The 14,807-nt window shown below is 30.2% G+C and carries 11 protein-coding genes and 1 other annotated feature; of the genes, 3 read left to right on the top strand and 8 right to left on the bottom strand.

Features of this window, described 5'->3' with window-relative positions; genetic code table 11:
- Positions 1–24: 24 nt before the first annotated feature.
- The 3 genes from QMG30_RS05495 to QMG30_RS05485 all read left to right on the top strand — a co-directional run bounded on the left by QMG30_RS05495 (position 25) and on the right by QMG30_RS05485 (position 4,655).
- Entirely contained in the window at positions 25–1,935 is a 1,911-nt protein-coding gene (locus tag QMG30_RS05495) for a hypothetical protein (RefSeq protein ID WP_281813068.1), read from the top strand.
- A gap of 128 nt (positions 1,936–2,063) precedes the next feature.
- A complete protein-coding gene (locus QMG30_RS05490) occupies positions 2,064–3,251 on the top strand; it encodes a hypothetical protein (RefSeq protein ID WP_281813065.1) in 1,188 nt (395 codons plus the stop codon).
- Positions 3,252–3,431: 180 nt separating this feature from the next.
- A complete protein-coding gene (locus QMG30_RS05485) occupies positions 3,432–4,655 on the top strand; it encodes an IS256 family transposase (protein WP_281813061.1) in 1,224 nt (407 codons plus the stop codon).
- 231 nt (positions 4,656–4,886) lie between these two features.
- On the opposite strand, the gene QMG30_RS05480 is transcribed toward QMG30_RS05485, so the two are convergent.
- From QMG30_RS05480 to QMG30_RS05445, 8 genes are all read right to left on the bottom strand, one after another.
- A complete protein-coding gene (locus tag QMG30_RS05480) occupies positions 4,887–5,144 on the bottom strand; it encodes a hypothetical protein (RefSeq protein WP_281813059.1) in 258 nt (85 codons plus the stop codon).
- Between the two features lie 21 nt (positions 5,145–5,165).
- The gene (locus QMG30_RS05475) at positions 5,166–6,191 is read right to left on the bottom strand and encodes a hypothetical protein (RefSeq protein WP_281813056.1); all 1,026 of its coding nucleotides are present in this window, start codon (positions 6,189–6,191) and stop codon (positions 5,166–5,168) included.
- 156 nt (positions 6,192–6,347) lie between these two features.
- Positions 6,348–7,355 carry a hypothetical protein gene (locus QMG30_RS05470; RefSeq protein WP_281813053.1) on the bottom strand — a complete coding sequence of 336 codons (1,008 nt, stop codon included), beginning with the start codon at positions 7,353–7,355 and terminating at the stop codon, positions 6,348–6,350.
- A gap of 598 nt (positions 7,356–7,953) precedes the next feature.
- Entirely contained in the window at positions 7,954–8,535 is a 582-nt protein-coding gene (locus QMG30_RS05465) for an RNA 2'-phosphotransferase (protein WP_281813050.1), read from the bottom strand.
- On the bottom strand, positions 8,510–8,863 hold the full coding sequence (locus QMG30_RS05460; protein ID WP_281813047.1) for a hypothetical protein: 354 nt from the start codon (positions 8,861–8,863) through the stop codon (positions 8,510–8,512). The genes QMG30_RS05465 and QMG30_RS05460 overlap by 26 nt, the downstream gene beginning before the upstream one ends.
- A 1-nt stretch (position 8,864) precedes the next feature.
- On the bottom strand, positions 8,865–11,330 hold the full coding sequence (locus tag QMG30_RS05455; protein ID WP_281813044.1) for a hypothetical protein: 2,466 nt from the start codon (positions 11,328–11,330) through the stop codon (positions 8,865–8,867).
- A gap of 471 nt (positions 11,331–11,801) precedes the next feature.
- Positions 11,802–13,238: a proline--tRNA ligase gene (gene proS / locus QMG30_RS05450; protein WP_281813041.1), complete on the bottom strand. Its 1,437-nt coding sequence runs from the start codon at positions 13,236–13,238 to the stop codon at positions 11,802–11,804.
- Positions 13,239–13,295: 57 nt separating this feature from the next.
- Positions 13,296–13,519 (bottom strand) — a binding site (T-box leader).
- A 146-nt stretch (positions 13,520–13,665) separates the two neighbouring features.
- Positions 13,666–14,754, bottom strand: a complete 1,089-nt coding sequence (locus tag QMG30_RS05445; protein ID WP_281813038.1) for a hypothetical protein — start codon at positions 14,752–14,754, stop codon at positions 13,666–13,668.
- Positions 14,755–14,807: the final 53 nt, after the last annotated feature.

The raw sequence follows: 14,807 nt of genomic DNA, 5'->3' as shown, positions 1-14,807 counted from the left end.
CATAAAAGATTAGGGGGAATATAAATGAGTGATATAAGTATTAATATAAAAGAGCTAGTTGATATAGTTCCTAAAATAGAAAACATATCAACAAATATAAGTGGTATTGGAGATAAATTATCTAATATAAGACATAGCTTGGATATGGATATAAGATGTAGACAAGACATAGGAGAAAACTTTAATACTTTATATAAAGAATTAAATAATCTAGCTGAATCTATAATTAGATCATCATCATTCGTCAACAATGCAATAGAATCATATGAAGAAGCTGAACAAAGATTAGCTGAATCTTTTGGTGAAATAAATCAGCAATCAGAAGTATCTGTTAAAGAAAATAAAGATATAGAAGGTGATAGTTGGAATATTTTTGATACAATATCTGAAGTTTTAAGATCAATAGGATCCTTTTTAAAATCCAGTATAAACCATATAGCTGTTTTTTTTGATAAAAGTGGAGAAGTTATAAATAATAAATATACACATAAAAAAGAGACTTCAATACCAGAATTAGAAGGAACACTATCAATTAATAATAAAAATGAATATAATTATTATGCCAAGGTTTTACAACAGAGATTAAATGTATTAGGGTATACAGATTCAGAAGGAAAACCTCTAGAAGAAGATGGATACTTTGATTATAAAACTTTAGAAGTAGTCAATAAATTCAAAGATGAAAAAGGATTATGGAATTATGACCAATATGCAGGAAAAGTTGGAGAAACAACTTGGGACTATCTATTCAATAGAGCAAAACCTATTAATCCTGAAAAAATACAGGAGCTTCAAAATAACCTAACATATAATGAAAATGAATATAACGAATATGTCAAAATACTGCAAAATAGGTTAAATGAATTAGGATATACTAATTTACAGGGAGAACCATTAGAAGAAAATGGTTATTTTAGAAAAGAAACGTTAGAAGCAGTTAATAAATATAAAGATGAAAAAGGATTATGGAATTTCGGACAATATGCAGGAAAAGTTGGGAAAACAACTTGGGAATGCTTGTTTAATAAGGATAAACCTATTAATATTGATCCGATTGATAATAGTTCAGGGAAAATAATTGGAACTATGCCTAAGCAATATGAAGAAAGTATTGGTAAGATTATGAAAGAACATCCAAACTGGACATTTGAGTTTATTGAAGCACCTGTAACATGGGATAATCTAATAAATGCTCAAGATAAAGTCGATACGAATTTAATAGAGATAACAACACCAGAATCGTATAGAGAATATGATCCTAATAATGCAGACGGTTGGTCTCCACCTAAGAGACAGGTAATCGAATATTACGCAGATCCTAGAAATTTCATTAGTAATGAAGAAAATCTCTTCCAATTTTTATACCTTGGATATGAAAAAAACGCTAACGATGAAACTACAGAAGGAGTTAAAAGTATTTTAGAAAACACTGTTCACTTAAAATATGTGGATACAATAATGGAAGCGGCAGAAAAGTCAAAAGTAAGTGCATATTATTTGGCAGCTAAATTACGCGGAGAAGCAGGGGCCAATGGAAATCCATTAACTAGAGGTAAGGAAATAGAAGGAACAAAATATTATAATCCATATAACTGGAACGCAAGTGGTAAGACAGATAAAGAAGTATTACGTAAAGGTGCTTTATATGCTAAAAAGAAAGGATGGGACTCAATGCAAAAGGGTATTATAGGTGGAGCGATTGAGTTAGGTGAAAAATTTATTAGCATTGGTCAAAATACCGTATATACCCAAAAATTTGATATAGTTGGTGATAGTTATTATACTCATCAATATATGCAAAACATACAAGTATCAAAATTAGAAGGAAGCGAGTTGTACAAAGTATTTAAAAACACTGAAGCTCTAGATGAGGATTTGGTATTTAAAATACCTATATATTCTGGTATGCCTGATAATACTTCATTACCAGAGTAAAATAGTTGCATAGTTGATATTTTAAATACGAAAGGGTGCTCAGTAATAAAGTAACCATTAATTAAGTAAAGAAAAATAAGTCTATAACTAAATTATTAGCTATAAACTTATTATATGAGGATAAAAAAATGAAAAAAGTTTTTATTACATTATTAAGTATAATTATATTAGCGACAGGATGTTACAATACTACTACTACTAAATTAAATGAAAAAAATGCAGAGGTAGAAAAGTCTAATACAGATGTATTAGAAACAAGGAAATATGATATAGAGGAAATAAATAATACACATGAAAAAGCAATAGAAGAAGTAGAGATCAAAAATACAAACAACGAATCAGAGAAAGATGATACAACTAATGAAATAGAGAATAACTGGTTCTCAGGCATTACATTCAAAAAGTTAGATGATTTAATTGGTAAGCAAATGAATACAAATAATGATACTGTATCAATAGATGAGTTGAATAGGTTGTTTGTTGATTCAACCAATTATTGTGAGTGGGAACTTCTAGCAAAGAATAATAAATTATACGAGTACCAATTTGAAGCAATAGATTATTATGGAAAAGAGCCAGGAAATAAGGAAATACATTATATAGATCTCAATGAATATTTTAGCAATGATATACTTTATAGTACAATATCTATAGAAGGTCCTAGTATACTAATGGATTATAAAAAGAACACAATATGTTTATTGGATAATGAGTATGGTAATAAAAGTATTGAAATCGCTTATGAAATAAGCAAAGATCATCAACTTAGGGATTTGAATTTTATTGGAGGATATAAAGAAGAAGATAGATATATAATTTTATTTGAAAAAGATAATACTATATATAGCATTGACATAGAATCTTTTGAAGTGATTGATAGTGGAAATCTAGAAGGATTTAGATATATATCAGGATATGTAGAGAGAGATTACGAAGATAACACTGAAGAATTCTATTATTATGTTACTGATAAAAAACAAAGCATTCTTAAAAAAATATGTCTATCTAATAATAAACAAATATATGATTCTGATATTATTAATAAAATAAAAGGTGAAATAATAAAAGTTGAAGTTGATAGCGATATAATATTCATATTAACAAATGATAATGGAATTTATAATATATATCAAACTAATGAAGACCTTTTCCATTACTTAGATAGAAAAGAATTTGAGCATAATGTGAGAATAGATGATATACGAGAATACAATCAAAATTCCCAAAATATGTACTTGATACTTTATGATAAACAAAGTGAGATACCAGTTAAGAAGATAGAAGCATATGGTCTTGATTGGGAGTCAGTAATATGATTAGAAAATATCTTATTATGCACTGGGTAGGTTTTAATCCCCACCCAGTCATAACAAAAAAATCATGGAGTTAAAGAAAATATGTAATTAATTCTTCATTTGAGAATGTCCTAAAAAGTGTGTAAAATATCTCCAACCTGGCTAAAATCTAAATAAAAATGCCAGGAAGGAGATTTTATTATGGCAAATAATCTTATTACTAAAGAACAAGCACAATCAATAATTGAAAACAATGACATCAAAACTCCACAAGATATTATGGGTGCTCTAAAAAATATGTTTAAGGATGTTATTCAAGAAATGCTTGAAAATGAGATGGACGAAACTCTAGGCTACGAACGTTACGATCATGACCAACCTAAATCCAACTATCGAAATGGTTATTCTCAAAAGAAAGTTCGTTCTTCTCTAGGTGAAATTGATATTGATGTGCCTAGAGACCGAAATGCTGATTTTGAACCTAAGATTGTTCCCAAAAGAAAAAAAGATATTTCAGATATTGAGAAACAAATCATAAGTCTTTATGCTCGTGGTATGTCCACAAGAGATATTCATGAACAGATGAATGAACTGTATGGAATAAATGTTTCGGCAGATATGGTAAGTAGAATAACGGATAAACTAATACCAACAATTAAAGAATGGCAAGGAAGACCCTTAGAACCTATATATCCTTTTGTTTTTATGGATGCAATTCACTTTAAAGTAAGAACTGAAGGACGCGTTATCAATCGAGCAGCTTATGTGATCATTGGTGTTAACCTAGATGGTATGAAGGATGTATTAGGTATCTGGATAGGGGAAAACGAGAGCTCTAAATTCTGGTTAAACATTCTTAATCAATTATCTTCACGAGGAGTTAAAGATGTCCTTATCTTCTCTGTAGATGGGCTTTCTGGTATAAAAGAAGCTATCCAAACAGTTTATCCACAAGCAGAAATACAGCGTTGCATCATACATCAATTAAGAAACTCATTTAAGTTTGTATCCTATAAAGATTACAAAGAATTTACAAGAGATTTCAAAGAGGTTTATCGTGCTTCATCAGAAGATTTAGCTTTATTAAAGCTTGATGAATTAGAAGATAAATGGGGATCTAAGTACCCTCATGCGTTAACGAGTTGGCGAAAAAATTGGGATGTATTGTGTACATTTTTTAAATTCCCAGATGACATCAGGCGTATTATGTATACATCAAATGTTATTGAAAATCTTAATAGGCAATATCGTAAAGTAACAAAGAGCAAATGTATTTTTCCAACAGATACATCCTTACAAAAAATGCTTTTTTTAGCTACAGATAAAGCTACCAAAAAATGGACACAAAGGTATCGAGGTTGGGATAAAATACTCAATCAATTAACCATTTTATATAATGAACGTATAACACCTTATATTGGCTGACTACCGTTCACTTTTACGAAGTAAAGGTAGTATAAATCTCCACCTTTACTTCGTAAATTTTACATGCATTGAGTAAGTGCTGATGGGACCCAAAAATGAAATAAAATATATTAATTGCCCATCATGTAAAGAGTTTAGTTAATGATTTCTCACATATATTACAAGGGTTATCCCTATGTGTAATCATAGTTTTAATTCATTGGTACTAGGTAACAGATTAGCGTAGATATTCTATGTAATATCAAATTGTTTAGCAAAACGCTTAATCTCATTTTCTAATACAGTTTTATCAATATCATCCTCAAAAATAAATCCTACTCTTGAATTCACTTTTTGAAACTTTGATTTAATTCCCAAAAACTCCATCTCGTTAACAAATTCATATAATGCAAAAGTTGAACTTACATTTTTTCCATCAACATAAATTAGAACCAAAACTTTATCATTTTCAATTTTTGAATATTCAATATTAACTATTCTGTTTGACATTTTATAATCCTTCTTTCTTTTTTAGTTAATACTATAAAGATAATAGTAGTCATCATATAAACCTAAACAAGCATCCATTCCTGGGTTAGCACTAATTGTCTTTTGCAACACTGTATCCCATGAACCATATTTTTTAAATAGGAACTCTGGTGTAGCTCCATTAGTATTACCATATACATTGATGTTATGTTCCATTGCTGCACTTAAACCTTGTGGGTTATCTACATACGAATCTAAACGATTCTGATTTCTCATATTTACAGCTTCCGTTGCTATCTCTTCGGTTGTTGCACCTTGGTTTTTCATTTCCTTGATTCTGTTAAAAATATTATCATTCTTTTGATGATATTTTATCCTTTCAGCTCTTTTCCCAGCAACTTGTTCTGGGTCAGTCCAGTCAATCAAATCTGAAAAGCCACCAATACTATCTGAATTAGGGTCGGGAGTGAAACCATACACAGCTTTATCATTTTTCAAAATATCCTTCGTTGCTTTAGGGTTATCTAGTGGATTATTCTTATAAATAAAATTACCAGTATTCTCAATATCATCTACAACCCCAAGCCCCTCTTCACCATTAACCCTATCATGTATAATATCCTTACCCTTATATGAATCGGCTAAACCATCAAATTTGCTCTTCTGTACATTCGTTAATTCATCAAAAGATATTGTTACTAAGTCATCATTATTCATTACAACTTCATAATGATTTTTCTTTCTAGTTATTTTTTTAATTGAGTCAATAATCTTAGATGGGTTCATGTTCTTTAATTTGCTAAGATTATATTTAGCTTTCTTAATAACTCTTCCAACAGCTTTTTTGAAATTACCACTTTTGACAAATTTAGCAAATTTATTTGTAGCGCAACCTGCTCCTACTGCAACAGAAATTGCTTCACCAATCAATTGTCCAATCATGAACCCTTTGTCTTCAGGTTCAGCATCATTATATGCAGCTTTCCATTCTTCTATAGTTTGCTCTATCATGCTTGCAAATACTTCCCTGTTCTTTGATGAAAAAGGAAGACTTCCTACTAATGTCAAAAAAGATCCTAGTTGCTTTGGATTTGTAATTATTGAATAAACCCCTTCTATTGTATCATATACTGTTTTCAGTGGCCAACTTACTAAACCCCAAATTACTCCCCCTCTAAATTCTTGGTCCTGTTCTTTTTTGCTTGAACCATAAACAAATCTTGCCTATTCTAGGAAAGCTGTTCTCTTTAATTGTTCAAAGTCACCTTTTTGCTTTTGATATATTGCTTGTGTAGGGTAATAGTATTTAACAAAGTAGTCATAGTGTTCTTCACTGGCATATTTGTTTTCTGAAGTTATATTACCAAGTTTACTGTCTGTGAGTGGTAATGTAGGTATGTTATCAAAATATTCGTCTGGTAATACATTAGACATATCGATATTGATATCATTTTGCATCAATTCTACCCAATGCTTCAATACCATAAGCCTATATTCCTTCGGTAGTGATTCATAAGTTGTTTGTAGGTTGGTATTTTTACTTTTGAAGCTCTCACAATTATTTAAGAAATACATTACTTTTTTAACAAAACCATAGTCTATATCACTATCATATTTCCCCTGGGAGTTCTTAAAATCAACCTCATATGCAAGAGTATTACCTTTAAACATTTCTTCCATGGTCTTTTTTAGGTCTACGGTATCTTCTATGTATTCATATTCCTCTATTGGTTCTTCTATAGATTCTTTTTCATTTGAATTATAAACAAATTCTACCCATTCTAGGAAAGCAGTTCTTTTTAATTGTTCTAAATCACCTTTTTTCATCTGATAAATTGCTTGTCTAGGATAATAGTATTTGACAAAGTAGTCATAAGCATCTTCACTGGAATATTTGTTTTCTGAGGTTATAGTGCCAAGTTTACTGTCTGTGAGTGGTAATGCAGGTATATTTTCTAAATATTCATCTGGTAATACATTAGATATATCTATATCAGTATCATTCTGCATTAGCTTTACCCAATGCTTCAATACCATAAGTCTATATATCTTAGGTAGTGATTCGTAGGTTGATTGCAGGTTGGTATTCTTATTTTTAAAGTTCTCACAATTATTTAAGAAATACATTACTTCTTTATCAAAATCATAGTCTATATCACTATCATATTCCCCATGGGAGTTCTTAAAGTCAACTTCATATGCAAGAGAATTATCTTTAAACATGTCTTGCATGGTCTTTAGTATAACTACCTAGAATCCATAAGTCCTATCACGTATAATATCTTTTTTTGATATATGAATATGGTCAATTGCCTCATTCTTCTTTACATTTCTTATACTAATTACAAGAAAAAAATGATGGAAATTAATCCATCATCTCAGAAAGTTAATAATATTACAAACTACTTAAAAGCTTATCTGCTCTTAAGTGTTTAATAAAGTGATGCAGAACATCGCTTTCATTATCATATTTTCTTTATATTCTTTTATCTAATATGAATATAACCCAATAGTTATTTTTCTTAGATATGCTAACTTCATTAGGGTATACTCCCTAGTATTATATAGGTTGTAGTACTTTAATTCTTCCTTTTTTGATAATAAGTTCTGTTTTAGTTTTATTCACACAAGCACTCCTAAATCAGCTTTTGAGAATCTCTTTATAATACAAAAATATTCAGGCATTAGTAACGCCTGTAAATCCAAAACCAGTAACAATATTACCTTTCTTAAACTTAATATCTTCAAATGTTAAATTATATTTGTTAATATAGGTTATGCCTTCTATTGAAAGCTGTTCTCTTTAATTTTAACCGTTTCAACTTCTTACTTAAAATTCGATGAAGTCACTCTTTATTGAATCAGATAGCCAGATCTTGTCATTCCCCTTATAAAAGGAAACACCATTCACAAAAGCAAGTTTAGCTCTAATTCGCAAAATGACAGGTTTTTGATCTCTTCTCTTGCCAACTTCGTAAGCAGTTTCTTCATCTACTGATAAATGGACATATTGCCTTTCTTGAGACAGCAACCCCTTTTCTTTAATAGACTTAATAAACCTCCTAGCTGTTCCATGATACAAATATTCTGGCGGTTCAGCTATCTCTTTTTTAATCTGTGAAACTATTGAATGACCATATAAAGCTCTAATCTTGTTGTTAACAATTTCATGACGCTTCTTATCAGATGCTTCTATCATACAAATTAAGTCATCTAGTTTAACCAATGTCCATTTATTTTTCTTCCTTAATGCTTCAAGAAATCCTTGAACATCCACCCATCCATTTTCATCTAATATCAAGCCATACTCAGAAGGAGCATGTCTTAGCGCATAAGACACTTCTTTACTTAACTCTTGATAGTTAATAGTTATCACCTCAGTATTATTATCTGTTATTCTCAATAAGTTCATTAACTGCATCTTTTAGCCATTCCCATAAATCTTTATAAGTTCTTCTTTGTTCAAAGCCACTTGATGCAAAATCATGAATTATTTGAACCTTATCAGGCTCACTTAAGTCAAAACAGGCAATATCATCATTGTCATCTCTTCTAGCAAACGGCACTAAATATCTTTCAGGATATCTTTGTCGTAAACCAGTTAGTCTTTTTAAGGCTTGTTCTTCACTCATAATATACCAAAAATCAAAATCAGTTAGATTTAACTCAATGATTTTGGTATATGCTTCTGGATATTCAAATCCTTTTTCAATAAATTCGTTTGGTATTTTAGTTGCCATTTTATTTAATCTTCTCCATTCCAAATGAGCCATATGGGTTGTTCGTTCTAAAGGATGATTTCTGTTTACCTATCCTCAATTCTATTGCTTCACCCCATGTCGTTGGCACACCTTTCTTTGTTGTGAATCTTTCAATTAAATGTTCAGGTAATAGGTCATCAGTATTATGAACAACTGCTTGAACATCAATGCCAGTAGCTCTAGCTGCAACAACACGAGTATTGTCTATAGTCGTAAGACCACCATCTGACATCCTAATAACATCTATTGGGTCACCTACCCAACCATTTTTAGCCATACTCACAATTATTTCTTCAGAACCATTTACTGAACTCTGGCTAAATCTGATTTTATTAGGATTAAGATTAACTATCTCCTCATTAATACTCTTTACAATCCCAAGACCATCTTCACCATTAACCCTATCACGTAAAATATCCTTTTCCTTATATGAATCGGCTAAACCATCAAATTTACTTTTCTGTACATTCGTTAACTCATCAAAAGATATTGTTACTAAGTCATCATTATTCATTACAACTTCATAATGATTTTTCTTTTTAGTTATTTTTTTAATTGAGTCAATAATCTTAGATGGGTTCATGTTCTTTAATTTGCTAAGATTATATTTAGCTTTCTTAATAACTCTTCGAACAGCTTTTTTGAAATTACCACTTTTGACGAATTTAGTAAATTTATTTGTAGCGAAACCTGCTCCTACTGCAATAGATATTACTTCACCTATCAACTGACCAATCATATAACCTTTGTCTGCGGGTTCAGCATCATTATATGCAGCTTTCCATTCTTCTATAGTCTGCTCTATCATGCTTGCAAACACTTTCCTGCTTTCTGATGAAAATGGAAGACTTGCTACTAATATCAAAAAAGATCCTAGCTGCTTTGGGTTTGTAATTACTGAATAAATCCCTTCTATTGTATCATATACTGTTTTCATTGGCCAACTAGCTATCCCCAAAATTAGTGACCCACTAAATTCTTGGTCCTGTTCTTTTTTACTTGAACCATAAACTAATCTTGCCCATTCTAGGAAAGCAGTTCTCTTTAATTGTTCGAAATCACCTTTTTGCATCTGATATATTGCTTGTGTAGGATAATAGTATTTGACAAAGTAGTCATAGGCTTCTTCACTGGAATATTTGTTTTCTGAAGTTATATTACCAAGTTTACTGTCTGTGAGTGGTAATGTAGGTATGTTATCAAAATATTCGTCTGGTAATACATTAGACATATCGATATTGATATCATTTTGCATCAACTCTACCCAATGCTTTAATACCATAAGCCTATATTCCTTAGGTAGTGATTCATAAGTTGTTTGTAGGTTGGTATTTTTACTTTTGAAGCTCTCACAATTATTTAAGAAATACATTACTTCTTTATCAAAACCATAGTCTATATCACTATCATATTTCCCCTGGGAGCTCTTAAAATCAACCTCATATGCAAGAGTATTACCTTTAAACATTTCTTCCATGGTCTTTTTTAGGTCTACGGTATCTTTTATGTAGTCATATTCCTCTATTGGTTCTTCTATAGATTCTTTTTCATTTGAATTATAAACAAATTCTACCCATTCTAGGAAAGCAGTTCTTTTTAATTGTTCTAAATCACCTTTTTGCATCTGATAAATTGCTTGTCTAGGATAATAGTATTTAACAAAGTAGTCATAAGCATCTTCACTGGAATATTTGTTTTCTGAGGTTATAGTACCAAGTTTACTGTCTGTGAGTGGTAATGCAGGTATATTTTCTAAATATTCATCTGGTAATACATTAGATATATCTATATCAGTATCATTCTGCATTAGCTTTACCCAATGCTTTAATACCATAAGTCTATATATCTTAGGTAGTGATTCATAGGTTGATTGCAGGTTGGTATTTTTATTTTTAAAGCTCTCACAATTATTCAAGAAATACATTACTTCTTTATCAAAATCATAGTCTATATCACTATCGTATTCCCCATAGGAGTTCTTAAAGTCAACCTCATATGCAAGAGAATTATCTTTAAACATGTCTTGCATGGTCTTCTTTAAATCCGCAATGTCTTCTTCGTATTTGAAAGTTGTGCTAGAAGATTTTCCACCTGAATAAAAATATGCCATTTCTTCTAGCGTTCTTTCTGTAAATCCAGTTTGTGGCGTAGGATTTTCATATCCTTCTTTCAATATATCAGCCAATGAAGAAAGTTGGGCTTCAGCATCATGGTACGAATCAACAGAATCACCGATAAACTTAATATATGAATCCATTCTATAAACTATATCATTAAGATTTCTTATACAAGTATTGAATAGTTCCTCAATACAGTCTTTGGACCTAACTTCATATTCAATACCAGATTTAGTGTTCTTCAAATCATAGTATATATCATCTATATTACTGCAGATACTTGATAAAGTATGAGTTTCATCTTCTAAACTGTCAGTATTAATATACAAATTTCTCATCCTCATTCATCGTTAACCAATTTTCATTAGTAACTGTGGTTTATATAATTATTTATGGATTTCCAAATATATGAGAAATAAATCCATAAATAATTGATACATGAGTATGATATAACAGTTCAACATTGATTTTCAACAAATCCTGATAAACGACATGTTTCATGGGATAGAATGCATTCCAAAGTAATATTAGACAAAAATCAAGGACTGAAATTGTGGAATTTGTATAATTGGTTTTATAGATAATAACTTATTTTAAGATGGTATATTTCTTAGAAATTATTCTTAATAATGGTATTGGTTTAATACAATAATTGTTACACTATATTTTAATAAGTAATAGATTTGATTGTATTACACGAGGAAATAGTAATTTTTAACCTACGCAAATATATTAATATATAAAATTAAATTATACTCCAACCTAGCTTAATAGCTAGATTGAAGTATATAATGAATTTTCTAGTATGCTTTACCCCAATAAACCATTTTTTTAGCTGGTTTACCACAACAAATACATACATCTGAAATTTCTTCTTGCTCAAATGGAATACATCTTGATGTAGCCCCTGTTTCTTCTTTTATTTTTTCTTCACAAGCAGTATCACCACACCACATTGCTTTTACGAAACCTGGATTATCATTCATGATATTAGTTAATTCATCCATAGTAGTAGCAGTATAAGTATGTTTATCTCTATGGACTCTAGCTTTTTCAAGCATACTCTTTTGAACTTCTTGTAATAACTCAGATACTTTAGCTTCAAGTTCATCAAGAGAAACAAAATATTTTTCTCTAGTATCTCTTCTAACGATAACGGCTTGATTTTTAGCGATATCCTTTGGTCCTAATTCAACTCTAAGTGGAACACCTTTCATTTCATGTTCACTGAATTTCCATCCTGGACTCTTATCGGAATCATCAATATCCACTCTTGTGAATTTGCTTAGAGCGTCTTTGATTTCATTAGCCTTATCAAGAACACCTTCTTTTTTCTGCATGATAGGAACGATAATTACTTGAATTGGTGCGATAGCTGGTGGAAGAACTAGACCATTATCATCACCATGAACCATTATTATACCACCTAGTAATCTTGTTGATACACCCCAAGATGTCTGATGTACATAAGATAACTTATTTTCTTTATCAGTATAGGTAATATCAAAAGCTTTAGCGAATCCATCACCAAAGTTATGTGATGTTCCTGATTGAAGAGCTTTTCCGTCGTGCATTAAACTCTCGATTGTGTAAGTTGCTTGAGCTCCTGCAAATTTCTCTTTATCAGTTTTTTGACCTTTTATCATTGGTATAGCAAGTACATCTTCACAGAACTTAGCATATAAGTTAAGGATGTTGATTGTTTCTTCCATTGCTTCATCAGCGGTAGCATGAGCAGTATGACCTTCCTGCCATAAGAATTCTAATGAGCGAAGGAATGGTCTTGTAGTTTTTTCCCATCTAACTACAGAACACCATTGATTATATAACTTAGGTAGATCTCTGTAAGATTGGATTTCATTAGCATAATGTTCACAGAATAAAGTTTCTGAAGTAGGTCTTACACATAATCTTTCAGTTAATTTTTCAGTTCCTCCGTGTGTAACCCAAGCTACTTCAGGAGCGAAACCTTCAACGTGATCTTTTTCTTTTTCAAGTAAACTCTCTGGTATAAACATTGGCATATATACATTTTGATGTCCAGTTGCTTTGAATCTGTCATCTAATTGTCTTTGAAGTAATTCCCATATGGCGTAACCATAAGGTTTGATGACCATACATCCTCTGACACTTGAATAATCTACTAGTTCAGCTTTCTTGACTACATCAGTGTACCATTTTGCGAAATCTTCATTCATTGGCGTAATAGCTTCTACAAACTTATCTTTTTTAGCCATAGTTTTCACTCTCCTTTTTATCTTATAAAATATTTTATAATAAAAAAACTCCATCCCAGAAGGGACGAAGTTATATTTTCGTGGTACCACCCTAGTTAATAATTAATTAATAAAGAAATAATCAATTATTATCTCGTGACCTAATTAACGGAAGGCAACCGCTGTATTTTCATACAGAACTCCAAGATAGGTTCGATATCCGTCTCATAGAAGTCTTTCAGCTTTGACTTCCTCTCTAAAATGATACAATGATATCTACTATTTCTCATCAACATCATATTTCAATATTTTGATTTTATACTTAATCATACGATATATTTCTATTCAATAATAAAAGCGAAAAAGATCTTTCATTTAATATATGATTCTAATGTAGAATGTTATTTTTGTCAAGGCATTATTATCTAAGTATCAGATTATTACTATATTACTCTCTTATGATATCTTTTATTCTTTTAATTAGATAATAAAGTAAAATAACAATCCATATGACCAATATAGGAATAAAAACAGAAAGTAGAATGCTACTAACGCCAAATTGAATACTTCCTATATATTTGATTTCAATAAAATTGATACTTGAACAATAGCCTAGAGTTCCCATGAATATCCCTAGTGTAAGTGAATAAATAATAGCATTTCTTATAAATTTCTTTTTATCCATTTTATATATTACATATGCGATAATAAGAACAAATAAAAGTATTGCTATATATCTTATATACATTCTATTCTGGAAAGTCAAGTCTAAATTAATATATATATTTAACTGTTCCTGAAATACATCATTGAATTTCATTGTAAGTCCTATCATATAAAAGAAAATATATGAAATTACATTAGGCAACATAGCTATTACTGCAATTATCATCATAATAATATTATTGCTTTGGCTTGAAACACCAGCAACGATAGCTACTATACCGATAAACCCAGCAACGATTCCCATAATTCTATAGGTGCTTTTAAATGCTTTGATGCCAGCATTTTTTCCAGTGTTTCTATAATTAAGTTTAATGAATAACTGAATTATGAAAGTCAGAATAAAAGTAGCTATAAAATTACTCAATGTTGCAAAGTTAATAGGTAATCCTTCTACAAGTTCACCTTTGGTAATCAAAGATATTATAAATTGTAATGAAGCAAATATTAATGAACTTATCAAGTAAATACTAATATTAGTAGGGCCTAAATTACCTTTTTTATTTAATTGCCTATTGGCTAACCAAAATGCGATAATAGGTATAAATGCAAAAATCAATATACCAAATCTAACAGTACCTACAGTGTTAAATAATGAAAAGTTAAATAGTATTACGGTTATTCTTAAGATGCTATTTACACTAGCTCCTTTATCTCCACCCAAATTACCTGACATTATTTGATTGAATTCTTTATATCCGGTTAAATTGAATACTAGTGATAATACAAAACATATACCTATCGCTATTAAGAAAGCTATCAATGAAGATACTATACCATCAATTAATATGCTATCGGTTTTTTTATTATTCATACTTTCCACCTCTCATCAGTTAAATGCTTATAACAACAATTTTACTTTATCAT

Source organism: Vallitalea longa, from assembly GCF_027923465.1.
Taxonomy (GTDB): Bacteria; Bacillota; Clostridia; order Lachnospirales; family Vallitaleaceae; genus Vallitalea; species Vallitalea longa.
This window is presented reverse-complemented; position numbering and strand designations above follow the sequence as displayed.